The sequence below is a fragment of the Rhizobium aethiopicum genome (assembly GCF_900094625.1).
In the GTDB taxonomy this organism is placed as follows: Bacteria; Pseudomonadota; Alphaproteobacteria; order Rhizobiales; family Rhizobiaceae; genus Rhizobium; species Rhizobium aethiopicum.
Genome location: NZ_FMAJ01000003.1, coordinates 423,346 through 448,084, shown reverse-complemented (window position 1 = coordinate 448,084; position 24,739 = coordinate 423,346). Strand labels below are relative to the sequence as shown.

Sequence of the window (24,739 nt, the reverse complement as noted above, 5' to 3'; positions counted from 1 at the left end):
TCCGGTTCGTGAAGCGTGACAGCTAAGCCGAAGCGGCGCCGATGGCAAGGCTCGCCGCTTCGCAGCACCGATCACGCCCCTTTAATAAGAAGCGTAGTGACGCGAACGGTTCCGGAACCGATCAGTACGGTTTTTCAGAGTCCCAAAAAAATACAACCGCCTCAAATGCACTCCGACACCGCCGCCTCACCGACGATGACCATCGCCAGCGCTCTCAGATTGCCTGTATACCAGGGCTTTTACCATAGCCTTCGGGGTCGGCTGACGTAACGTAAAGCCCAGAAAAAGTCGGTTGAATTTTGCAACTCTTTGGTTGCGTTATCTCGCAAAAGCGATATGGTGAACAAAAGGTTCATGTATAAGAGAGTGGTGAAGTGCCAGATCCGGTCGATATCATCGTTGGTCGCAACATCAGACAACTTCGCGCCATTCGTCGTGTTTCCCAACTCGAACTCGGTGAAGCACTCGGACTGACTTTCCAGCAGATCCAGAAATATGAAAAGGGAACGAACCGCGTTTCAGCCAGCAAGCTGCATCAGATCGCGGTTTTTCTCAATGTCGAGATCTCAGCCCTCTTCGAGGGAACCGGCATATCGGAATTCGGCCGTATCGAACTCAGCCCTGATGCCTATGCCCTTGCGCTGAGCTACGACAAGCTGAACTCGGCCGCAGGCAAGGAAGCGGTTAAGACCATCCTTACTCTGATGAGTGGCGAAGCAGTCGAAACCGCTGCCTGACTCCGGCGGAGCAGCCAACTTGGCCCCCGGAAAAGCAGGGTTTCTTCAGCTATCGAAGGCGTCCGGACGGTGCAGGGCTGATCGTCAACAGCCTGAAGCGGAAGACCTGGGCACGCGCAGTGACCGTCGCATGAATCAATTTCGATGCGCGCTGCTTTAGTGAATCTCGCACCCGTGCAATGCCGTCAACAGATCGTCCTGCGTCTGGTGACCGGCATGATAGAGGTCGATTGCCATACTCGCGATGGAAAGCCCCTGCTGGCTGCGGAGCTTGATGTTGCGCTCGGCACACCATGTATAGATGGCGCCGGCGAGAACGTCGACATCTTCTGACTGAGAGGAAAAGGCTGGCGCCATGATCGATACTCTTGCTTCTTGGTCCCCGTTAGAGCGCCCGCGTCCTATTGGACGCGCTGAAAACGCTCTATCGCTCTGAAATTGCGCATCACTTCCTGAGATCGATTCCGCTCTCCTGAGTGATGCGCTGACGGCAGAGATTGAGGTCTTTTGGAAAACTTGCAAGCGGCATCATCGGGCTGCGTTAACGCAAGTCCCTCTGCCGATCCGGCATCGTATCGATCTGGAACAGATCGCTTGGCATGAACGGCATATGGCTCAAAATCAGGATTTGCGCCCTAAAAAAGCCGGAGACGTTTCCGTCCCCGGCTTTCGCGATTGCGGATCGATCGGCGGCTCAGCCTTCGAAGAATTCCTTCATCCGGGCAAAGAAACCCGTCGACTCCGGATTGTTCTCCTTGGAGGAAATCTGCTCGAATTCCTGCAGCAGCTCGCGCTGGCGTTTGGTGAGCTTTTGCGGTGTCTCGATCTGGATCTGGATATAGAGGTCGCCCGTCTGCGCCGAACGCAGCACCGGCATGCCCTTGCTTTTGAGGCGGAACTGTTTGCCCGCCTGCGTGCCCTCAGGCACGGTCACCCGCGATTTGGTGCCGTCGAGCGTCGCCACGTCGAAAGTCCCGCCGAGAGCCGCCGTCGTCATCGAGATCGGGACGGCGCAATAGAGATCGGCCCCGTCGCGCTGGTAGAATTCATGTGGCTTCACCGAAAGGAAGATATAGAGATCGCCCGCCGGTCCGCCGCGAGTCCCGGCTTCGCCCTCGCCCTGCAGGCGGATGCGCGTGCCGTCCTCGATGCCGGCGGGAATGTTGACCGAGAGCGAACGCTCTTCCGTCACGCGGCCCTGGCCGTGGCACTTAGTACACGGATCGGGAATGATCTGGCCGCGGCCGTGGCAGGTCGGGCAGGTCCGCTCTATCGAGAAGAAGCCCTGTGCCGCGCGCACGCGGCCCGTGCCCTGGCAGGTGCCGCAGTTCTTCGGCTGTGTGCCGGGCTTGGCGCCCGAACCCGAACAGACGTCGCAGGTGATGGAAGTGGGAACGCGGATCTGCGCCGTCTTGCCGGAGAAGGCCTCTTCCAGCGATATTTCCATGTTGTAGCGAAGGTCGGCGCCGCGTTCGCGCCCGCCCGACGAGCGCTGGCGCGCCCGTCCGCCGCCCATCATCTCGCCGAAAATATCCTCGAAGATGTCGGAGAAGCCGCCGCCGGCAAAGCCGCCGCCACCGCCGCCCATGCCGCCATGCTCAAAGGCCGCATGGCCATAACGATCATAGGCTGCCCGTTTTTGCGGGTCCTTTAGCATTTCGTAGGCTTCGTTGATTTCCTTGAACTTCCGTTCGGCGTCCTTGTCATCCGGGTTTTTGTCCGGATGGTATTTCATCGCCAGCTTCCGGAAGGCGCTCTTCAGCTCTTTCTCGTCCGCCGACTTGGCTACACCCAGAGTTTCGTAAAAGTCCGCTTTTGCCATTAAGGATTAAACCCCGGAAATGGATTTCCGGCTGCCATGGTAAGCAGCCGGATCAGGTGTTGAAGCATTATCACGCCGCCGCGGATTACGCGGACTTCTTGCGGTCGTCGTCCTTGATCTCCTCATAGTCGGCATCGACGACATTGTCGCCGCCTTCCGCGGAGGTATCGGCAGCAGCGCCGCCTTCGGCCTGCTGTGCTTCATAGATCGCCTGGCCGAGCTTCATGGACACTTCCATGAGGGTCTGGGTCTTGGCCTTGATGTCTTCTGCGTCGATATCGGTTGCCTCGGTCGCGGACTTGAGAGCGGCAATCGCGTCGGAAATCGCGGTGCGGTCGGCTTCGGAGACCTTGTCGCCGTAATCCTTCAGCGACTTTTCCGTCGAGTGAATCAGGCTTTCGGCCTGGTTCTTGGCTTCTACACCTTCGCGACGCTTCTTGTCCTCGGCAGCATGCGACTCGGCATCCTTCACCATCTTTTCGATGTCGGCGTCGGAGAGGCCGCCGGAAGCCTGGATGCGGATCTGCTGTTCCTTGCCGGTGCCTTTGTCCTTGGCCGAAACCTGCACGATGCCGTTGGCGTCGATGTCGAAGGTGACTTCGATCTGCGGCACGCCGCGTGGCGACGGCGGCAGGCCGACGAGGTCGAACTGGCCGAGCAGCTTGTTGTCGGCAGCCATTTCGCGCTCGCCCTGCGAAACGCGGATGGTGACGGCTTGCTGGTTGTCCTCGGCGGTCGAGAAGGTCTGGCTCTTCTTCGTCGGGATCGTCGTGTTGCGTTCGATCAGACGGGTGAAGACACCGCCGAGCGTCTCGATGCCGAGCGACAGCGGGGTCACGTCGAGCAGCAGAACGTCCTTGACGTCGCCCTGCAGGACGCCGGCCTGGATGGCAGCGCCGAGCGCGACGACTTCATCCGGGTTGACGCCCTTGTGCGGCTCCTTGCCGAACAGCTGCTTGACGACTTCCTGCACCTTCGGCATGCGGCTCATACCGCCCACCAGAACGACTTCGTCGATCTCGGCAGCGGTGACGCCTGCATCCTTGAGGGCGGCCTTGCAGGGCGCGATCGTGCGCTGGACAAGATCGTCGACCAGGCTTTCGAGCTTGGCGCGGGTCAGCTTCAGCGTCAGATGCTTCGGACCGGATGCGTCAGCCGTGATAAACGGCAGGTTGATTTCGGTCTGCTGCGAGGACGAGAGTTCGATCTTGGCCTTTTCGGCAGCTTCCTTGAGGCGCTGCAGGGCGAGCTTGTCGTTCTTCAGGTCGATGCCGTTGTCCTTCTTGAACTCGGCAACGAGATATTCGACGAGACGCATGTCGAAGTCTTCACCGCCGAGGAAGGTATCGCCGTTGGTGGACTTCACTTCGAAGACGCCGTCGCCGATTTCGAGGATCGAAATATCGAAGGTGCCGCCGCCAAGGTCGTAGACGGCGATCGTCTTGCCTTCCTTCTTGTCGAGGCCGTAGGCGAGGGCGGCAGCGGTCGGCTCGTTGATGATGCGCAGGACCTCGAGGCCGGCGATCTTGCCGGCATCCTTGGTCGCCTGACGCTGCGCGTCGTTAAAATATGCGGGAACGGTGATGACGGCCTTCTCGACCTTTTCGCCGAGATAGGATTCAGCGGTTTCCTTCATCTTCTGGAGGATCATCGCGGAAATCTGTGCGGGCGAGTAGCCCTTGCCATTGGCTTCGACCCAGGCGTCGCCATTGTCGCCCTTGACGATGCTGAAGGGAACGAGATGCTTGTCCTTCTCGACGGTCGGGTCTTCGTAGCGACGGCCGATCAGGCGCTTCACTGCAAAGAGGGTGTTCGTCGGGTTGGTGACCGCCTGGCGCTTGGCCGGCTGGCCGACGAGGCGCTCGCCGTCATCGGAAAAGGCCACCATGGAAGGGGTCGTGCGCGCACCTTCCGCATTCTCGATGACCTTCGCGTCCTTGCCGTCCATGACTGCGACGCAGGAATTCGTCGTTCCAAGGTCGATACCAATTACTTTTGCCATGTCATTCTCTCCTTGAAGCAAGCTGTCGGAACCCCCAGAAGGCATTTCCCTGACAGCCCCTTACGGGATGGGTCTACTTAAGATTACGCAATCGTGATTGCGGTGATGCGGCGTATATAAGGAGCGGTTTTCTGGACTGCAAGGCGGGAAATAGCCCGGAATCCAGCAAAACGAATGTGTTGCCTTCAATTTTCGCAGGAGCCGGAAAAGAGGTCGCTCCATCTCCGGAAAGCGTGAGATTTCTAGGATATATGGCTTACGCCGGGCATGCAGCAAGGAATTTCACTGACCCATGATCAGATCGAGCAGGGTCGTGCGCCGCGGCTGCACCGAAGAGGTCGTCTGAGGCCCACCGATATCACCGGGCGGCACCATGCCTTCGTAGCCTGGACCGCCGCCTTCGGCAACGTCTGCAGGAGGAACTGGACCGTTTCCTTGGCTTGCCCGCTGTTGCCGGACAGGCGCCTGCGGATAACGCTCGGTATTCTCGCCGCCGCCGAAGACGCCGGAAATGATGCCGCCGATCGTTGTCGGAGGCGGCACTTCGGCCGTGACCGGCTGCCCGCCGTCGGGTGCTGCCTGCGCCATTGGCCGCCCATTGCTAGGATTGTCGATCAGTTGGCCGTTGCCGAACAGCGGCGCCGGCGAAAGACCCTTGTGGGCGGCGATCATGAATTCCTTCCAGGCCTTGGCCGGAAGACCGCCGCCGGTCACCTTCTTCATCGGCTTGCCGTCGTCATTGCCGAACCAGACGCCTGTTGTAAGGTTGCTGGTGAAGCCGACGAAGAGCGCGTCGCGTGAGTTCTGCGTCGTGCCGGTCTTTCCCGCCGCCTGCCAGCCGGGGATCTTGGCGCTCTTGCCGGTGCCATTCTCGATGACGCCCATCATCATCGTGTCCATCTGGGCGGCGATCTCTTCGGAGAGCACACGCGGCGGGCTGTCATAGGTATTTTCGTATAGAACCTTGCCCTCGGCGGTGGTTACCCGGCGGATGACGTGCGGCGTCGCCTTATAGCCGCCATTCATGAAGGCAGCATAGGAGGCGGTGAGTTCCATCAGCGACACTTCGGACGTGCCGAGCGCAATCGAGGCGTTCGGCTGCAGCTCGCTTTCTATGCCGAGCCGGTGGGCGAGCTTGATCACCTGATCCGGCCCGTCATACATCACCAGCTGCGCGGCCACCGTGTTCAGCGATTTGGAGAGCGCGGTCGCCAGCGTCACTTCGCCATTGTATTTCTTCTCGTAATTTTCCGGCGTCCAGTCACCGATGCGGATTGGCGCGTCGTTGAACACCGAAAAGGGTGTCAGCCCCTTTTCCAGCGCTGCCGCATAGACGAACGGCTTGAACGAAGATCCCGGCTGGCGCTTGGCCTTGACGGCGCGGTTGAACTGGCTCGTCGCATAGTCCCTGCCGCCGACGAGTGCCCGGATGGCGCCGGTGCCGTCGATCGAGACGAGGGCTGCCTGCGAGGCATCGAGCTTGTCGCCCTCCTTGTCGAGCACGTCGACCAGCGATTGCTCGGCCTTTTTTTCCAGCGACTTGTCGATGGTCGTATCGACGATGACGTCTTCCTTGACATCGCCGATCAGGCCCGGCAACTGGTCCATAACCATGTCGGCGACATAATGTCCGGCGCCCGACCAGTAGCTCTTGGCCGAAGCCGGGGTCTGCGACATCGCCGTCTTGATCTCGGAATCGGTGATGAAGCCCTGCTCGCGCATCGCCGCGAGCACGAGCTGGGCGCGCGCATTCGCCGCCTCCGCGTCGCGGGCCGGCGAAAGCCGCGACGGCGCCTTGAGCAGGCCGGCCAGCACCGCGGCCTCGCCGAGGTTCACATCCCGCGCCGATTTGTTGAAGTAGCGCCTCGATGCCGCCTCGACGCCATAGGCGTTCGATCCGAAAAACACTCGGTTGAGATACATCGCAAGGATCTGGTCCTTGGTGTATTTCTGCTCCAGCCAGAGCGCCAGCAGCACCTCCTGCACCTTGCGTTCCAGCGTTCTCTCGGGAGAGAGGAAGAGATTCTTGGCAAGCTGCTGCGTCAGCGTCGAGCCGCCCTGCACCATGTGGCCGGCCGTGAAATTGGTGACGATCGCCCGCCCGAGGCCGAGTGGATCGACGCCGAAATGCGAATAAAAACGGCGATCTTCGATGGCGATGACGGCTTCGGGAATATAGGGCGACATGTTTTCGAGCGACAGCGCCTCGCCGCCGGTGGCGCCGCGATTGGCGATGACGCTGCCGTCGACGGCGGTGATCTTGACGTTCGGCGGCCGCTCGGGGATCGCCCACGTGCTGGCGCTCGGCATGCGCGAGCCGTAATAGACCACAAGCCCGGCAACGCCGATGCCGGCCCAGATGAAAAGCACGACGCACCAGTAGACCACCCCGCGCAGGAAGCCGAAAAAGCCGCCGCCGTCACGTTCCCGCGGCTCCCGCCGCCGCTGGCGGGCGGCGCGCTGCTGCGGGGGCTTGGAGCCGCCGCGTCGCGCGGATCTGCTTGCGATGACGCGGTCGTCGGCGTCTAGCGAAAATTCATCATCGTCGCGAGCCGGGCGGCCGCTGAAGGACGGTTCGATTCTGTTGCCTGATTTGCCTCTGCCTGCCATCGCGGACCGGTCGCATCCCCTGTTCGATCGCGAAGCCCACTTCGCATAACGGCGCCCGTTTTACAGCGTCGCGTGTCCATTTAGACGCACGAGGACGCTGTCGCACTTTCAAGTGCTGCATAGTTCCTTAAATCGATCGCGGTTCAAGGAACTATGCGGCGGGCGGCGCGATCATCCGAGTGAACTGTAATTGCGGCGATTTAACGGGGTGTTAAAGGACGACAGCGACGGCGGCCGCACTGTCGAAGCCGCGCGGTCATGAGGCGAGACCGAGGGGTGCATTGCGGCATGATTTTCGATTTAAGGAATTAATGCGGCGAGCGGAACCAATAGGCTCGACGACTGTTTATGGAGAAGCGGGACAGCCCCTCACGTCCCGCGATTGATCGGCCGTCTCCCCTCAACGCGCGCCGATCGACATCAGGCCCGGTGCATCCCCCCAAGGAGCGCCGGGCTTTTTCTTGACTGCGCTTTCGCAGTGAGCCCTCCATGCAGAGAGGGCGGCATCGCTGCCGCCCTCGGTGTTTCAGTCGCAGGAGGGATCGCCCGGGCGGCAGACGAAGGGCGAGGCCCTGTGATCCGGACGGTTATAGGTGTCGGCCTTCCCGCCTCTGAACTGCGGCAGGTCACGGAAATTCGTATCGGTTTCCCGACGCTCCGGCCGGCGGACTTCCTGTCTCCGGTCGTCGTCACGCCAGTCGCGGTCGCGATCCCGGTACTCGCGAACGCGATCCCGATCCCGGTACTCGCGAAGGCGATCCCGATCCCGATAGTCACGGTCGCGGTAATAGTAGTCCGGACCGCGGCTCCAGCGGTCACGTTCGCGATAGAAATCGCGATTGCGGTAGTAACGGTCCCAATAATTGCCGACGCTGAAGGTGACCATCGGAATGCCCAGCGGACGGTAATATCGCGGACCTACATAGACGCGGCGTTGCTCGTAAACCGCCTGCACGTACTGGCCGGAGACCCAGCCGCGGCCACCGTAGAATTCGACGTCGCACCAGTTGACGTTGGAAAGGCATCCACGGATTTCGACGGACGAACCGGCGGGTATGACGGCGACGGCCGGGTATCGGGTGCTTGGACCCGCGCGCATGTTGACGTTTGCCGTCGAGTATCCCTCGGCGGCCTGCGCTATTGCCGGAGCCAGCACAAGCAGCGCGGTCGCGGCTATTTTGACGATGAGGTTTCTCACGCTTCTCACTCCTCGTTGGCGTGTTTTTCAGGCAGCGCTCGGCTGCGTTTCCTTTGGCATATGCCATCTGGAACAAAAGATAGAGCGATTGCCCGCATTTGTTAGGGCGCCATCATTCGCTTGTCTTTCAAAACCTTATAGGCCGAGCGCGATGAACGCAGCTTGAACGGGGGGAGATTTGTGCGCCACATTCAGGTGCGCTCTCAGGGTCATCGAGAACGCCTCATGAGAGGGCCGTTAACCGTCTGTTAACCTTCCAGCGGCAATCTGACGGCAATACCCGCTTGCTCCTTGACCACGGATGAACTGGCACCGAGCCGAGCGGACGACGAAAGGCCGGGCGACCGGCCTTTTGTTTTTGATTTTGAGGGGCGGGCCGTAAGGCGCGCCATCGCCGTTCAGCCGGCGAGGGCCTGAAGGATACGCACCCAGGAGCGGATGCCCTTGTGGTAGGAGACAAGCTCGTACTTCTCATTCGGCGAATGGATCCGGTCGTCGCTGAGACCGAATCCGACGAGCAGCGATTCCATGCCGAGCATCTTCTGGAAATCTCCGACGATCGGGATCGAGCCGCCCATGCCTATGACGATGGCAGGTTTCGGCCACTCGTCGGAAAGCGCCGTCTTCGCCTTGGTCAGAACAGGCGAATCATAGGAGAGATGAATCGCCGGCGAGCCGCCATGCGGATGGAATTCCACCGAGCAGTCGGCCGGAATTTTCGACCTCACATAGTTGCGGAAAGCCTCGCGGATGGCGGCCGGGTCCTGGCTGCCGACGAGCCGGAACGAAACCTTGGCGGAGGCCTTGGCGGCGATGACAGTCTTGAAGCCTTCGCCGGTATATCCACCCCAGATGCCGTTGATTTCCGCGGTCGGCCGCGCCCAGGTCAGTTCCAGCACCGACCGGCCCTTTTCACCAGAGGGAATGGAAAGGCCGACTTCTCCGAGGAAGTTTTCCGCGGTCTTGCCGAGAGTCTCCCATGACGCCTTGATGTTGTCGGGCGTTTCCTCGACGCCGTCATAAAAGCCGTCAAGCGTGATACGGCCTGTCTCGTCGTGCAGGCCGGCGAGCGCCTCGACGAGAATATGGATCGGATTTGCTGCCGCGCCGCCGAAGAGGCCGGAATGCAGATCGCGGTCGGCGGCCGTCACGACCACCTCCTCGCCGACCAGGCCGCGAAGCGCCGCGGCGATTGCCGGCGTATCGCGGTCCCACATGCCGGTATCGCAGACCAGCGCATAATCGGCTTTGAGTTCGGCGGCGTTGGCTTCGAGGAAAGGCTTCAGGGACGGTGAGCCCGATTCCTCTTCGCCCTCGAAGAGAATGGTGATGCGGCAGGGAAGCGCGCCGTTGATCTCCTTATAGGCGCGGCAAGCCTCGACGAAAGTCATCAGCTGGCCTTTGTCGTCGGAAGTGCCGCGACCGGTCAGGATCTTGCGGCCATTGCCGGCATCCTTGATCGACGGCTCGAACGGATCGTTTTCCCAGAGCTCGATCGGGTCGACCGGCTGCACGTCGTAATGGCCATAGAAGAGAACGTGCGGCGCGTCGGCGGAAGCGCCGGCGTGGTGGGCGACCACCATCGGATGGCCGGGCGTGTCACGCACCGATGCGGTAAAGCCGAGGCCTTCGAGATAGGCGACCAGCCATCCGGCTGCCTTCCGGCATTCGGCCTTGTAAGTGGGATCGGTGGAAATCGACTGGATGCGCAGAAGCTCGAACAGCTTATCGAGGCTCGAGGCAAGGTTCTGATCCGCGCGTGCAAGCACCTGTTGTAGATCCGTCATTTTCGACTCCTTTTTGCAATTTGGCGGGACGATAGACCAAACCAGCAAGGCAAGCGAGGCGGAAAAGCAAAAATAGGCGGCGCGAAAAGCGACCCGATCTGGATCGCTCTCAAGAAGATTTGCCGGATAATATAGAAGAAGTTCCTAATTCAATTTACAGTTATTTAGCAGAACCTAAATAACCTGATCGAATTCAGCTTTTGGGGGGGGCGGATGTTTTCGGTCATTACATGTATTCGGGAAGATCACGATTGGCGGCTGGTGCTCGCGGCGGCCGTGGTCTGTCTGGTTGGCGCGATGGCAGCGATGCTGCCGCTTTCGCGCGCCCAGGAATGCGAAGCCGGGCGGCGCAAGGTCTGGATCGGCGCCTCGGCTTTCGCCTTCGGCACCGGCGTATGGGCAACGCACTTTATCGCGATGCTGGCCTATGACGGCGGCATGCCGATCAGCTACCAACTGGGGCTGACGGCGCTTTCCTTCCTCCTGTCGGTTGTCGGTTCGTGGGTGGCGATCCTGGTCGCTTCGCAAAGCCGCGGCCGATTTTCGTGCATCTGCGGCGGCGTCCTGATGGCGCTCGGCATCGCCTCGATGCACCTGACCGGCATGCAGGCGATCGAGACTCAGGCGGTGATCCTCTACGATCCCTCTATGACGCTAAGTGCGGTTCTCGCGGGAGCGCTGCTGTCGAGCGCGGCCTTCCAGGCCTTCTTCCGCTGGAAGGGGGCGAGGCGGCTCCTCGCCTCGTCGGTCACCTTCGTCCTTGCGATCTGCACCCTCCATTTCATTTCGATGGCCAGCATCACCCTCGTGCCCGATCCCGGCAAAGAGGTCCCGGCGACGGTGCTCGATACCAGACTGCTGGCTGCGATCGTCGTGGTCGCGGCGACGGCTCTCATTCTAACCGCCATCGCGGTGGTCTTCATCGAAAGCCACCTGACGGATCTGAGAGGACTGGCAAATGCTTCGCAGGAGGGATTGCTGATTCTGCGGGAAGGCAGGATCATCGATGCCAATGAACGTTTCCAAGGTCTTTCCGGCTGGAAGCTTGCCGATCTTGTCGGCAAGGCGCCCTCCGCTGCTTTGATGGCCATCCAGGGGCACAAGAGGCCCGGCGAAACCTTGCTCAACACCAGCAGCGGCAAGGAGATCGCCGTCGAAGTGAACACCAGCAGGATCGTCTATCGCGGGCACAATTGCGACGTGCTGGCGGTGCGCGACCTGACCGAACGCAGACAGGCCGAGGAGATGATCGAACACCTCGCCCACCACGATGTTCTCACCGATCTTCCGAACCGATCGTTGTTCGACACGCGCATCCGCCAGGCGCTGCAGATGGCCGAACGAATGAACAGCGAGGTTGCCCTCCTCTATATCGATCTCGATCGATTCAAGACCGTCAACGACGTTTTCGGCCACGCCGAGGGCGACCGAATTCTCTGCAAGGTCGCCTCGATCCTGCGTCGCGTGGCCGATGAAAGCGATACCATTGCCCGCCTCGGCGGCGATGAGTTTGCCATCATCCAGCCAGCCGGGCAGCAGCCGGCGGCCGCGCAGAAGCTCGCAGCCGCGATCCTCGACGAATTCGCCGTCGCGATGGATACGGCACGCGACCCCACAGCCGTCGGCGTCAGCCTCGGCATCGCCCTTTATCCGGCCGACGGAAGCGACGCAGACGAGATCTGCAACAATGCCGATATCGCGCTCTATCGGGTCAAGCATGGCGGCCGCGGCAAGGCCTGTTTCTTCGATGCGGAAATGGACGAGGCCACGCGCGCCCGCCGCCAGATCGAAAGCGAATTGCGCCACGCCATCACCCGCAATCAGATCCATGTCAGCTATCAGCCGATTCTCGATGCGCAGAGCGGCCAGGTCAGCGGTTACGAGGCCTTGATGCGCTGGAACCGGCCGGGCCACGGCATGAGCGAGCCGGATGTCTTCATTCCGATCGCCGAAGAAAGCGGGTCGATCGTCCAGCTCGGCGAATGGGTGCTGCGTGAGGCCTGCATGGAGGCCGCCCGCTGGTCGCAACCGCTCAAGATCGCCGTCAACGTCTCGCCGGTGCAGTTCATGCTGCCGAATCTTTCTGAGCGGATCGAGGCGATTCTCAAGGAAACGGGGCTCGCGCCCGACCGGCTGGAGATCGAGATCACCGAGGCCGCTCTCATCCGTGATCGCGATCGGGTCATGGCCACGCTGCAGCGTCTGCGCAGCCTGGGTGTTCACATCGTCATGGACGACTTCGGCACTGGTTATTCCTCGCTTTCCAACCTGCGCACCTTCCCGTTCGACAAGATCAAGGTCGACCGCAGCTTCACCGGCATGCTGGAGCATGACGCGGCGGCGCGTTCGATCGTGCGCGCGATCATCGGCCTCGGTCACAGTCTCGGAATGCCTGTCGTGACGGAGGGCGTCGAAACCGAGACGCAGCGTCAGATCGTCCTCGAAGAAGGCTGCGCCCAGGTGCAGGGCTTCTTGCTCGGCAAGCCGGATATCGAGCCGAGCATCAAGCTCGCCGCCGCCCGCAAAAGCCTGCTGTCATCGACGGCTGACGCAGGCGCGCAGCCGATACCGTGGCGGCGAGCTGCGCGGCTTGCCTGCGAATGATCCATCAGAGCGCTTTGGCGTTTTCCAGCAGCCGGCGGATATATTCGAGCGTCAGCTCGCGCTCGAATCCGCGAAAGCCTTTGAACAGGGCGAGGTCCGCCTCACGCGCCGTCTCGATCGCCTCGGCTTCCATGGCGCGGGCCTTCGGCGTCAGGAAGATCAGCTGAGCCCGCTTGTCGGACGGATGCGGCCGGCGTTCGATCAACCCGTCGCGGACCATGCGCGAGAGCGTATTGGCCATGGTCGCCTGCTCGATATCGACGCGCTCGAGAAGCTGTTTCTGGGTCAGCCCGTCCGCGGCCCACAGTTCCAGCAGGATGGGAAACTGGCCGGGAGAGAAACCGAGCCCGACCGCGCGCTGGTGCAGCGAGCGGGCAAAACCCTTCGCCAGCTGGCTGGCAAGGTAGGCTCCCGAATCCATGCGGTTAAATCCCATGATTGCAAGTTAGGCTCAAAACCGTGCCGGAGACAATGCAGCAAATAGCATAGGGCGCTCCAAAAAATGCAAGCTGTAAAAACAAAAGTCGCCATGGCCTGGAGGTTGGCCATGGCGACTTTAAAATGGGGACAAAGGCCCGGAGAGGGGGATAAGGCCTTTGTCCAAGCCTGATGCGGCGGGGGACAAGCCGGTAATCAGACCCGCGACGCGATCAAGCGCCGGTGACATGGATTTGGAGCTACGAATGTGGTTTTTCAAGGGTCACGGAACGTTACAAATCGGTAACAGTTTGGTGAGCAGGAATTCTCCGCCCTCATTGTTACACCGCGATGGATTTCAGGCTGAAATTATGCGCCAATTCAGAATGCTGCCGCGCCCTCTGCGCGTTTGAATAGAGGCGCGGCGCAGGCGCGCTCGGACCTCATTATCTCTTTGGCGCAACGAACTTTATATGGACCTCCTTTCGTGCCCGCGCTATCCATGCACGCATGAAAAAAGGCGATCACCTCTTCCTAGTCGATGGTTCCGGATTCATCTTTCGGGCATTTCACGCACTGCCGCCGCTGACGCGCAAGTCTGACGGCCTGCCGGTCGGCGCCGTTTCCGGTTTCTGCAACATGGTGTGGAAGCTTTTGAGGGATGCGCGCAATACCGATGTCGGGGTGACGCCGACCCATCTTGCCGTCATCTTCGATTATTCCGCCAAGACCTTTCGCAAAGATCTCTACGACGCCTACAAGGCGAACCGCTCGGCACCGCCGGAAGAGCTCATCCCGCAATTCGGCCTGATACGAGAGGCGACCCGCGCCTTCAACCTGCCCTGCATCGAGACCGAAGGCTTCGAGGCCGACGACATCATCGCCACCTATGCCCGCCAGGCCGAAGCCGCGGGGGCCGATGTCACCATCGTCTCCTCGGACAAGGATCTGATGCAGCTCGTCACATCCAATGTCCACATGTATGACAGCATGAAGGACAAGCAGATCGGCATTCCCGATGTCGTCGAGAAATGGGGCGTGCCGCCGGAAAAGATGATCGACCTGCAGGCGATGACCGGTGACTCGGTCGACAATGTTCCCGGCATTCCCGGCATCGGCCCGAAAACCGCCGCCCAGCTCCTCGAGGAATATGGCGATCTCGACACGCTGCTCGAACGCGCCACCGAGATCAAGCAGGTCAAGCGCCGCGAGACGATCCTTGCCAATATCGAGATGGCGCGGCTTTCGCGCGAACTCGTGCGGCTGCGTACCGACGTGCCGCTCGATCTCGATCTCGACGCGCTGGTATTGGAGCCGCAGAACGGTCCGAAGCTGATCGGCTTCCTGAAGACGATGGAATTCACATCTCTGACCCGACGCGTCGCCGAAGTCTGCGATTGCGATGCGAGCGCCATTGAACCGGCGGTCGTCCCTATCGAATGGGGCAAGGCAGCCCATGGTCCCGATCTCGATGCGGCCGAGCCGGAACCGGTTGCCGGCGGTATCCCCGACGTTTCCGGCGCATCGGTGCCGGTGCCGCCGCGCGCAAAGGTGAAGGCCGGCGTCGAAGGCGCCTTTTCGCCCGCGGATCTCGCCAAGGCGCGGGCCGAGGCCTTTGCAGCGCTGCCCTTCGATCATTCAACCTATGTGACGATCCGCGATCTGGCGACGCTCGACCGATGGATCGCCGATGCGCGCGACACCGGCCTCATGGCTTTCGATACCGAAACTACGTCGCTGGATGCCATGCAGGCCGAGTTGGTCGGCTTCGCGATGGCGATCGCCGACAATATCACCGATCCCACAGGCACGAAGATCCGCGCCGCCTATATACCGCTTGCCCACAAGAACGGCGTCGGTGATCTGCTCGGCGGCGGTCTTGCCGAAAACCAGGTCCCCATGCGCGATGCCTTGCCGCGGCTGAAGGCGTTGCTGGAGGACGAATCGGTTCTCAAGGTCGCCCAGAACCTGAAATACGACTACCTCCTGATGAAGCGCTTTGGCATCGAGACGAAGAGTTTCGACGACACGATGCTGATCTCCTACGTGCTCGACGCCGGCACCGGCGCGCATGGCATGGACCCGCTCTCGGAGAAATTCCTCGGCCATACGCCGATTCCGTACAAGGACGTGGCTGGCAGCGGCAAGGCGAACGTCACCTTCGATCTGGTCGATATCGACCGCGCCACCCACTATGCCGCCGAAGACGCCGATGTGACGCTGCGCCTGTGGCTGGTCCTGAAGCCGAGGCTGGCGGCAGCGGGGCTCACCAGCGTGTATGAGCGGCTGGAGCGGCCGCTGCTGCCGGTGCTGGCGCATATGGAAGCGCGCGGCATCACCGTCGACCGGCAGATCCTGTCGCGCCTGTCCGGCGAACTGGCGCAGGGCGCGGCGCGCCTGGAGGACGAGATCTACCAGCTCGCCGGAGAGCGTTTCAATATCGGTTCGCCGAAGCAGCTGGGCGACATCCTGTTCGGCAAGATGGGGCTTGCCGGCGGCAACAAGACGAAGACTGGACAATGGTCGACCTCAGCCTCGGTGCTCGAGGATCTCGCCGCCGCCGGTTTCGAGCTGCCGCGCAAGATCGTCGACTGGCGCCAGCTCACCAAGCTGAAATCCACCTATACCGACGCGCTTCCCGGCTATGTCCACCCGGAGACCAAGCGGGTGCACACCTCCTATTCGCTGGCTTCGACGACGACGGGGCGCCTGTCCTCGTCCGAACCGAACCTGCAGAACATTCCGGTGCGCACCGCTGAGGGCCGCAAGATCCGCACCGCCTTCATCTCGACGCCGGGTCACAAGCTGATTTCGGCCGACTACAGCCAGATCGAACTGCGCGTGCTTGCCCATGTGGCCGAGATCCCGCAGCTGACCAAGGCTTTCGAGGATGGTGTCGACATCCACGCCATGACGGCCTCGGAAATGTTCGGCGTGCCGGTCGAAGGCATGCCGGGTGAGGTGCGCCGCCGCGCCAAGGCGATCAATTTCGGCATCATCTACGGCATCTCGGCCTTCGGTCTCGCCAATCAGCTCTCGATCGAGCGTTCGGAAGCCGGCGACTACATCAAGAAATATTTCGAGCGTTTCCCCGGCATCCGCGACTATATGGAAAGCCGCAAGGCGATGGCGCGCGACAAGGGTTATGTCGAGACGATCTTCGGCCGGCGAATCAACTATCCCGAAATCCGCTCTTCCAATCCCTCCGTGCGCGCCTTCAACGAGCGTGCGGCGATCAACGCGCCGATCCAGGGCTCGGCCGCCGATGTCATCCGTCGGGCGATGATCAAAATGGAGCCGGCACTGGCCGAAGCCGGCCTTGCCGAGCGCGTTCGCATGCTGCTGCAGGTGCACGACGAACTCATCTTCGAAGTCGAGGACGAGGATGTCGAAAAGGCGATGCCGATCATCGTCTCAGTCATGGAAAACGCCACCATGCCGGCGCACGAAATGCGCGTGCCGCTAAAGGTCGATGCCCGCGCCGCCAGCAATTGGGACGAGGCGCACTAAAACGCCTCGTCAAAAAAGCGAAGATTTTTCCGCTTTACATAAATCATTGAAATGGCATCGAATTATACCCGGAGGCCGTGTCGGAACGGAACGGCCGGAAGGAACTTATTAACCTTCCTTTTCTATCCCGGTAGGGTCGTAATTTGTCAGGCATGAGTGAGTAGCGGACGCATGCGTTTTCCCAGAACCAATTTGACGGATGCCGCGGAATTTTCCAGCGGGCTTGAAACGGAACTTCAGGAGGAAATTGCAGGCGAAAAGCCCGCAGCGCCGATCTGGCAGAGCAACTTTTCCCTCGCGCCGAACGTTCGCTTCACCCGCACGCCGGAAACGCTGATCAGCCGGCGCCGTCCGTCGAACGAGCCTGTTCGCGGCGAACCGCAATCTGAACAGCAGGCAATACGGATCGAGCCGGTCGCGGTTGACGTGCCCTTCGACATCTATCTGCCGGAGCCCGGCGAACTTGCCGCAGCGCCGGCTCAGACGATCGAGACGCCGCAGGCGCCGGCCGTCGCGGTGGAGGCTTCCCCCCTGCGCGCCGCTTCCGAACTGTCTTCGATTTCCGATTTCGCCTTCTGGGAAGTCATGGCCTTCGAAGAAGGCGAACCGGTGCGCGCGCCCGCGATCGTTCTTCCGAAGATCGAGACCGCGCCCGAATCGATCACCTCCCTGTTCCGCGTCATGGAATGGCGTCCGGGCGTGCTGAAGCCCGCCCCGTCGGCATCCCGCCCGGCCCAGCCGCCGGCTGCCACGACCGCGCCGGTGGCTCCGCGCCCGCCGGCGGCGATTTCCCTGGAAAAGCCGCCGCGGGCTCGCGAGGCGACGATCGCGTTGGCGCCCCAGGCCGCACCCCAGGCCACTCCAATGCCTCAGGTCATGCCGGTGCTTCAGGCAACCCCGATGCCTCAGGCCGCCCCGATGCTACAGGCCGCCCCAGCGCCTCGGTCGACGCCTCCGGTCGCCGCCGTCCTGCCGTCGCCGCGCCTTGCGGCGAGACCTGAAAGGGTCGATGCGTCGGGCTATGAATTCCCGCCGCGTGCTCTGTTGCAGGAGCCGCCTGAACGTCTCGGCGAGATCATGTCGCAGGAGACGTTGGAGCAGAATGCCGGTCTTCTGGAAAGCGTGCTTGAGGATTTCGGCATCAAGGGCGAGATCATCCATGTCCGCCCCGGCCCCGTCGTCACCCTCTATGAATTCGAGCCGGCGCCCGGCGTGAAGTCGTCGCGCGTCATCGGCCTCGCCGACGATATCGCCCGCTCGATGTCGGCGCTTTCGGCCCGCGTCGCCGTCGTCCCCGGCCGCAACGTCATCGGCATCGAGCTGCCGAACGTCACGCGTGAAACCGTTTATTTCCGCGAGATGATCGAGAGCCAGGATTTCGACAAGAGCGGCTATAAGCTGGCGCTCGGCCTCGGCAAGACCATCGGCGGCGAGCCTGTGATCGCCGAGCTCGCGAAGATGCCGCATCTGCTCGTCGCCGGCACCACCGGCTCGGGCAAATCGGTGGCCATCAACACGATGATCCTGTCGCTGCTCTACCGCATGACGCCGGAGCAGTGCCGGTTGATTATGGTCGACCCGAAGATGCTGGAACTCTCCGTCTATGACGGCATTCCGCATCTGCTGACGCCCGTCGTCACGGATCCGAAGAAGGCGGTCATGGCGCTGAAATGGGCCGTGCGCGAGATGGAGGAGCGTTATCGCAAGATGTCGCGCCTCGGCGTGCGCAACATCGACGGCTATAACGGCCGCGTCTCCCAGGCGCGCGAAAAGGGCGAGACCATCCACATCATGGTCCAGACCGGCTTCGACAAGGGGACCGGCGCGCCGATCGAGGAAAGCCAGGAGCTGGATCTCGCGCCGATGCCCTATATCGTGGTCATCGTCGATGAAATGGCCGACCTGATGATGGTCGCCGGCAAGGAGATCGAGGGTGCGATCCAACGTCTGGCGCAGATGGCGCGTGCCGCGGGCATTCACCTGATCATGGCGACCCAGCGCCCGTCGGTCGACGTCATCACCGGCACGATCAAGGCGAATTTCCCGACCCGCATCTCCTTCCAGGTCACCTCCAAGATCGACAGCCGTACCATCCTCGGTGAACAGGGCGCCGAGCAGCTGCTCGGCCAGGGCGACATGCTGCATATGCAGGGCGGCGGACGCATCGCCCGCGTCCACGGTCCTTTCGTCTCCGATGCCGAGGTGGAGAAAGTCGTTGCGCACCTGAAGACTCAGGGCCGCCCCGAATATCTCGAAACCGTCACCGCCGACGAGGAGGAAGAGGCGGAAGAGGAAGACGCCGGCGCCGTTTTCGACAAGAGCGGCATGGCCTCCGAGGATGGCAACGAGCTTTACGAGCAGGCGGTCAAGGTCGTCATGCGCGACAAGAAGTGCTCGACCTCCTACATCCAGCGCCGCCTCGGTATCGGTTACAACAGAGCCGCTTCACTCGTCGAGCGCATGGAGAAGGAAGGCCTCGTCGGCCCGGCCAACCATGTCGGTAAGCGCGAGATCGTCTCGGGACGGGGCGACGGGGATTGATAGGGCACTGGCCCTACGCACTCCGATTCATGTCCGTAAGGCTGCCAGCCGCACCGTCTCGCTGACGAATTCGGTCTTACCGCCGGTATAGAAATCCCGATCGCCGCCTGCCTCCACGGCCAGGCGGCGTTTTAGCTCGGCATAGGCCCGGGCTCTTTCCGGGTGATCCCGGAGATAGTCGCGAAACCGGATGCGCTCGCGAGGCGCCCGGTTACCGGGTCCGCAGAGATAGAGCTTGGATCCGTAACCTTCGTGATCCCTGGTGAAGGCCCAGCGTTTCTCTCCCCTATCGACGTGGAAGATGAAATCGGCAGTGCGCACCGCATCGATTGCCGTCGGCAGAGCGTCGTCGGAGATCGTAACGATATCGAGGTCGATCTTCGGCTTGGCGGCCAGGCCCGGCACCGATGTACTGCCGATATGAGCGATGGACAGCACGAGGTCGCCGAGCAGGATTGAGATTTCGGCGCTGATTTCAGCAAAGAGCAGTGGCCAGCAAGGGTCGTAATCGACGACATTGATGGCGCGCATCCCGCTTCTCTACTGTGTCGAGTGCACTTCGGCCAGCAACCCATCCAGGATTGCGATCATCTTCTCTTCGGCCTCTTCGAGCGAGCCGCTATTGTCGAGCTCCGTCACGTCATAATCGCCGCGTACCGTCAGCGGGCCGCGGGCGAGCCTCGCCATGATGTCCTCATGGGTCTCGCGGCCGCGCGCCTCCAGCCGGCTGGCGAGCGCCTCGGGGCTGGCCGTGACATTGATGACCTTCAGCCGGGGGAAGGCGGCCTGGAAGCGGTGAAGCGCCGAGCGCGAGCCGTTAGCCACGACGATATGGCCTCTCGACAGCGCCACCGAGACTTCGGCCGGAATGCCGTATCTCAGGCCATGCGCTTCCCACCAGACGGCAAAGGAGCCTGACTGCTCCATGGCGGCAAAGCCTTCGAGGGAGACGGAAAGATGATCTTCGCCGCCGGCATTACGGTGGCGGGTGATGACGCGGCGCGCGAAATGCACGTTGTCGCGGCCGGAAAAACGCCGCGCAGCCAGGTTCATCAGCGTGTCCTTGCCGGCGCCGCTCGGGCCGACGACCACGACCATGATGCCGCGCTCGGCTCCGGCTGCCGCATGGGGTTCGTGCGGGGTCATGCGACACGGCGTCCCTGGCGCCAAACGGAGCGTGTTACCGGCACGCCATGCGCGCGGTGGACGCGGACAAGGTCGGCGCGCAGGCCGGTCGCGATCCGGCCGCGATCGTCGAGGCTGACGGTGCGGGCCGGCGTCGAAGTCACCATCGCGATCGCCTTCGGCAGCGTGATGCTCTCCACCTCATCGGCGAGGATGAAGGGCGCATGCAGCAGGCTGAGCGGCACGTAGTCGGAGGACAGCACGTCGAGCACGCCCATCTCTGCGAGATCGCGGGCGGCGATGTTGCCGGAATGGGATTTGCCGCGCACGATGTTGGGCGCGCCCATCAACACGCTCATGCCGTGCTCGTGCGACGCCCGGGCTGCATCGAAGCTGGTCGGAAACTCGGCAAGGCGCACGCCATTGTCGATCGCCTCGTCGACGTGGGAAAGCGTGGCGTCGTCATGGCTTGCGACGGTGATGCCGCGCTCGGCGCATACCTTGGCGATGGCGTTTCGATGCGGGGTCGAATTGCGCGCCGATTCCGCCTGGCGCTTGGCGACGAAACGGGCAAAAGCCTCATCGCTCAGGCCTCGCTTCTTCTGGTAGTAGAAGATGTACTGATCCATCGTCTGGAACTGCCGCTGGCCCGGCGCGTGATCCATCAGCGAGACCAACCGCACATGCGGATCCTTTTCGAAATCGGCAAAATGTTCGAGCACGTTGTCGGCCGATACCTCGCAGCGCAGGTGGATGAGGTGCTCGGCGCGCAGCCTGCCCTCCTTCTCCGCCGACTGGATGGCGTCGGCCATCTCACGCATCTCGCCATGTTCGAAACCGCCGTCCTCGTCCGCGCCCATGCGCAGGCAATCGAAGACCGTCGTGATGCCCGATGTGACGATCTGGGCATCATGCGCCTGGACCGCAGCCGTCTTGTGCCAGCGGATGCCCGGGCGCGGCTGATAATGACCTTCGAGATGGTCGGTATGCAGTTCGACAAGGCCCGGAATGATGAAGTCGCCCTCGAAATCTTCGCCGGCTGCCGAATTGCCTTCAGAGATATCGGCGATCTTGCCGTCGCGAATGAGGATCGATCCTGAGAGGATGTCGTCCTCGAGAACGATGCGGGCGTTGGAAAAGACGGTCTCTTTGCTCATATAGTCGGGTCTTTCAGCGTTTGGCGCCGTTGAGCGGCAGCCAGGAATGAACTTTGAACGGGGCACCGCGCGTCTCCTCGGTGAAGACGGCAAGGCCGGAAATCGAAAGCGGCCGACCGGTGAAATCGGCAAAGCGCTCGGTCAGGATCGCCTTCATGACTTCGGCGCGCTCGGCGGGGACCTGGCCGCTCAGCGTCATGTGAAAGCCGAAATCCTCCATGACGTAAGGATAACCCCAGCGTTGCAGGTTGGCGCGCTGGCTTTCGCTGAGCTTCTCCGGGTTGCGCCTGATGATATCGGCCTCGGAAAGTGCCGCGCGAAACGGCTCGAATGACATTACCACCTTCGCGGCGAAATCCTGAAGAGGTTGATGAACGGAGCCGGGAACAAGGGCAAAAAAGCGGCCGAGCCGGCCAAGCACGAGTTCGGGAATCTCGAAGGCCGGCGTGCGCGCGGCAAGCTCCTCGGCAACCGCCATGAGATCCTTCTCGGTGACGGAGGCGGCGAGCGAAAACGGTGCCTTGATCGTCGCGTGAAAGCCGTAGCGGCGCGGCTCGGCGGTCAGCTCGAACTGTTCCGCGGCACCGAGCATCTCATGTTTCGGTGCAGGATAAGTCTCGCCCGTAAAGGCGTCACGACCAAGCCAGAGCGAGGCCGCGCCGGTCAGGGGATCATCCTTCGGCGGCGAGAAATAGAGAGCGTAGCGCAAGGCTGTTTATCCTGGGGATCGTCGAGATGGGGAGCGCAATGTGCAGTGATTTGGCGGCGAACCGCAAGCAGGCTCCCCGGCTAAAAGATTTCCGTGACAGAATGATGATGCGGCAGCTCGTCAGTGGTTCTTTTTGCCCATCACGCGCGAGCGCAGCGCATTCGAGAGATTGTCGAAGGCAAAGACCACCAGGAGGATCAGAAGCACCATATAGGCGACCTTGTCCCAGTCCGAATTGGTCTTCATGGATTCCAGCAGCTTGAGGCCGATGCCGCCCGCACCGACGGCACCGATCACGGTCGCCGAGCGGGTATTCGATTCCCAGAAGTAGAGCGATTGCGAGATGAAGACCGGCAGAACCTGTGGGATGACGCCGAAACGTTGGACGGCGACCGGCGCCGCACCCACCGACTTCACGCCCTCGCGTTGCTTGTCGTCGATGTTCTCGAGAGCTTCGGCGTAGACTTTTCCGAGTGCGCCCGTATCGGTGAAGAAGATTGCCGCGATCCCTGGAAGCGGCCCGGGGCCGAAGGCACGGGTGAAGAACAGTGCCCAGATCAGCATGTCGATCGAGCGCAGGAAGTCAAAGAGCCGTTTCGTGCCCCAGTTCACGGCGCGGCTGCGGGTAATGTTGCGCGCGGCGATGAAGGCGAGCGGGAAAGCGACCAGGGTGCCGAACAGCGTGCCGACAAAGGCCATGACGAGCGTCTGCATCAGTTTCGACAGGATGTCGCCGTGCTGCCAGCTCGCATTGTTGAGGAAGTTGTCCGACGCCAGCGAAGCATTGCTCTGATCGGCAACGAGCCGTTCGCCGGAGAATATCAGGCCGATCACCTCGGGCAGGCTGCGGCCCCAGAAGGGAGATTGGGTATCGAAGAAGAAATTCGCCCAGCCGAGAAAGCGGCGCTGCACATAAACCTGGCTGGTGCGGATTTCTGCCTGTCCGGCAAAGCCGTAATAGACATTCACCTTGTTGTCGTCCTGCTGCATCTGGGCTGGCGCGTCGGCTGGCAGGGAGGCGCGGTCGCGGGTAATGGCCACGGGATAGAGCTTGCCGTCGACATAGACGTCGACGCGGTTCGGGCTTACTTCCAGACGGTCGCCGTCGCTGCCGAAGGTGACAATGTATCTGCTCCCGTCGGCACTAGGCTTCAGCCAATCGATATCGGCGCCCTCGGGATACTGGCGGCGGCTTGTCCATTGCGGAACGACCTGATCGTTCTGGAAACGCAAGCGTGGCTGGGCGCGCCAGGAATACCAGTCCTGGACATAGATCCCAGCACGGTCCCAGTTGCCGTTCACGAAAGTCGGAATGACGTTGAAAAAGGCGAAGCAGAAGGCAAGGTAAACAAGGACCGCCGCCAAAATGAGGGGGAAGCCCCAGCGCTGCATGAAGCTGCGATGGAAGACGTCGGGATAGGCAGCCAGCAGGCGGTTGCGCTTGGCGGCGTCGATCGTCAGAACAGAGGACATCACGCCGCTCCCCGGCCGAATTCGAAGGACTGCTTGCCGATCAGCCGGCGGCGCAGCCAAGCGGAGAACTGGTCGACGCAAATGACGGTGATCAGCAGCAGGATGATGATCGCGTAAGTTTTGGCGGCATGGTCGCGGCCAATCGACAGGCTGAAGACCTCGCCTATGCCGCCGCCGCCGACAGCGCCGATGATGGTCGAGGCTCTTACGTTGATCTCGGTGCGCAGCAGCGTATAGGAGACAAAGTTAGGCAGGACCTGCGGCAGTATGGCGAAGCGCACCCGCTCGATCCAGCCGGCGCCGACGGCGCGCAGGCCTTCATCCGGCTTCATGTCGGCATTCTCGACCACTTCGAAGAACAGCTTTCCCAGCGCGCCGACGGTGTGGATCCAGACCGCGATGATCGCCGAGATAGGACCGATCGACAGGATCGCCGCGAGAAGACCGGCGACGACGATTTCCGGGAAGGCGCGCATGATTTCCATAATGCGCCGGACAATCCAGCGCGTGACGCCGGCACCGACCAGATTGGTGGAAGCGAAAAAGCAGAGCAGGAACGCTCCGCTCGCACCGAGAATTGTGGAGACGATGGCGATGTTGAGCGTGATCGCGAGTTGGTAGAAGAAATTCGGGATATAGAAACTGTCGGTGATCCAGACGCGGTCGCTCGTATAGTCGTATTTTATGGAGCCGTCGGAAAAGGGCGACGGCAGGTCGAACATGGCGCGGAAGATCTCCAACGGGCTGTCCGGCACGAAACTCTTCATGAAATCGAAGAAATAGGGAAGGCGTTCGAAGAACTTGCCCGAATTGGCGCTGTTGGCGAAGTCGAGCGAGGCGCCGAGGATAATCAGGAAGACCACGATTGAAACGACGGTATAGATCCGCCGGGTTCGGACTTGGCTCTGATAATGATCGAGGATGGTGCGGGAGCTCTCCTGCAATCCGCTGAGAGGGTCCGCGCCGGCCGAGTGCGCCATTTGTGGCTTCCTTCTTGGAAAACGGCGGCACCATCATGATGCCGCCGCAAGACTGTTCAGACTGAGG

General features: G+C 61.6%; 17 protein-coding genes. 4 read left to right on the top strand and 13 right to left on the bottom strand.

Annotation, left to right across the window (positions count from 1 at the left end):
• Positions 1-374 precede the first annotated feature (374 nt).
• On the top strand, positions 375-737 hold the full coding sequence (locus GA0061105_RS09295; protein ID WP_064693331.1) for a helix-turn-helix domain-containing protein: 363 nt from the start codon (positions 375-377) through the stop codon (positions 735-737).
• Between the two features lie 156 nt (positions 738-893).
• Here GA0061105_RS09295 and GA0061105_RS09290 read toward each other — a convergent pair whose 3' ends face one another.
• The 6 genes from GA0061105_RS09290 to GA0061105_RS09265 form a co-directional block, all read right to left on the bottom strand.
• Complete coding sequence (locus GA0061105_RS09290) at positions 894-1,094, bottom strand: hypothetical protein (RefSeq protein WP_064693332.1); 201 nt, start codon at positions 1,092-1,094, stop codon at positions 894-896.
• Between the two features lie 337 nt (positions 1,095-1,431).
• A complete protein-coding gene (gene dnaJ / locus GA0061105_RS09285) occupies positions 1,432-2,559 on the bottom strand; it encodes a molecular chaperone DnaJ (protein ID WP_092749602.1) in 1,128 nt (375 codons plus the stop codon).
• 85 nt (positions 2,560-2,644) lie between these two features.
• On the bottom strand, positions 2,645-4,561 hold the full coding sequence (gene dnaK, locus GA0061105_RS09280; protein ID WP_092749600.1) for a molecular chaperone DnaK: 1,917 nt from the start codon (positions 4,559-4,561) through the stop codon (positions 2,645-2,647).
• Positions 4,562-4,843: 282 nt separating this feature from the next.
• Positions 4,844-7,171: a transglycosylase domain-containing protein gene (locus tag GA0061105_RS09275; RefSeq protein ID WP_092749598.1), complete on the bottom strand. Its 2,328-nt coding sequence runs from the start codon at positions 7,169-7,171 to the stop codon at positions 4,844-4,846.
• A gap of 526 nt (positions 7,172-7,697) precedes the next feature.
• Positions 7,698-8,369 carry an SH3 domain-containing protein gene (locus GA0061105_RS09270; protein ID WP_092749596.1) on the bottom strand — a complete coding sequence of 224 codons (672 nt, stop codon included), beginning with the start codon at positions 8,367-8,369 and terminating at the stop codon, positions 7,698-7,700.
• Between the two features lie 398 nt (positions 8,370-8,767).
• Entirely contained in the window at positions 8,768-10,156 is a 1,389-nt protein-coding gene (locus GA0061105_RS09265) for a dipeptidase (protein ID WP_092749594.1), read from the bottom strand.
• Positions 10,157-10,369: 213 nt separating this feature from the next.
• On the opposite strand from GA0061105_RS09265, the gene GA0061105_RS09260 reads away from it, so the two are divergent.
• Positions 10,370-12,760: a bifunctional diguanylate cyclase/phosphodiesterase gene (locus tag GA0061105_RS09260; RefSeq protein WP_092749592.1), complete on the top strand. Its 2,391-nt coding sequence runs from the start codon at positions 10,370-10,372 to the stop codon at positions 12,758-12,760.
• A gap of 4 nt (positions 12,761-12,764) precedes the next feature.
• Here the strand turns inward: GA0061105_RS09260 and GA0061105_RS09255 are convergent, their stop codons facing one another.
• The gene (locus tag GA0061105_RS09255) at positions 12,765-13,181 is read right to left on the bottom strand and encodes a MarR family winged helix-turn-helix transcriptional regulator (RefSeq protein WP_064693338.1); all 417 of its coding nucleotides are present in this window, start codon (positions 13,179-13,181) and stop codon (positions 12,765-12,767) included.
• A 506-nt stretch (positions 13,182-13,687) separates the two neighbouring features.
• Here GA0061105_RS09255 and polA point away from each other — a divergent pair.
• Positions 13,688-16,687, top strand: a complete 3,000-nt coding sequence (gene polA, locus GA0061105_RS09245) for a DNA polymerase I (RefSeq protein WP_092749588.1) — start codon at positions 13,688-13,690, stop codon at positions 16,685-16,687.
• Between the two features lie 171 nt (positions 16,688-16,858).
• The gene (locus GA0061105_RS09240) at positions 16,859-19,228 is read left to right on the top strand and encodes a DNA translocase FtsK (RefSeq protein ID WP_092749586.1); all 2,370 of its coding nucleotides are present in this window, start codon (positions 16,859-16,861) and stop codon (positions 19,226-19,228) included.
• A gap of 27 nt (positions 19,229-19,255) precedes the next feature.
• Here GA0061105_RS09240 and GA0061105_RS09235 read toward each other — a convergent pair whose 3' ends face one another.
• The 6 genes from GA0061105_RS09235 to phnE (GA0061105_RS09210) all read right to left on the bottom strand — a co-directional run bounded on the left by GA0061105_RS09235 (position 19,256) and on the right by phnE (GA0061105_RS09210) (position 24,672).
• Entirely contained in the window at positions 19,256-19,759 is a 504-nt protein-coding gene (locus GA0061105_RS09235) for a GrpB family protein (RefSeq protein WP_092749584.1), read from the bottom strand.
• Between the two features lie 9 nt (positions 19,760-19,768).
• The gene (gene phnN / locus GA0061105_RS09230) at positions 19,769-20,374 is read right to left on the bottom strand and encodes a phosphonate metabolism protein/1,5-bisphosphokinase (PRPP-forming) PhnN (RefSeq protein ID WP_092749582.1); all 606 of its coding nucleotides are present in this window, start codon (positions 20,372-20,374) and stop codon (positions 19,769-19,771) included.
• Positions 20,371-21,510 carry an alpha-D-ribose 1-methylphosphonate 5-triphosphate diphosphatase gene (locus GA0061105_RS09225; protein ID WP_092749580.1) on the bottom strand — a complete coding sequence of 380 codons (1,140 nt, stop codon included), beginning with the start codon at positions 21,508-21,510 and terminating at the stop codon, positions 20,371-20,373. Before GA0061105_RS09225 ends, phnN begins: the two co-directional genes overlap by 4 nt.
• Before the next feature lie 13 nt (positions 21,511-21,523).
• A complete protein-coding gene (locus GA0061105_RS09220) occupies positions 21,524-22,219 on the bottom strand; it encodes a DUF1045 domain-containing protein (RefSeq protein WP_092749578.1) in 696 nt (231 codons plus the stop codon).
• Between the two features lie 120 nt (positions 22,220-22,339).
• Positions 22,340-23,692, bottom strand: coding sequence for a phosphonate ABC transporter, permease protein PhnE (gene phnE, locus GA0061105_RS09215; protein WP_092749576.1), 1,353 nt, complete (start codon positions 23,690-23,692; stop codon positions 22,340-22,342).
• Positions 23,692-24,672 carry a phosphonate ABC transporter, permease protein PhnE gene (phnE, locus tag GA0061105_RS09210; RefSeq protein WP_092749574.1) on the bottom strand — a complete coding sequence of 327 codons (981 nt, stop codon included), beginning with the start codon at positions 24,670-24,672 and terminating at the stop codon, positions 23,692-23,694. The genes phnE (GA0061105_RS09215) and phnE (GA0061105_RS09210) overlap by 1 nt, the downstream gene beginning before the upstream one ends.
• Positions 24,673-24,739: the final 67 nt, after the last annotated feature.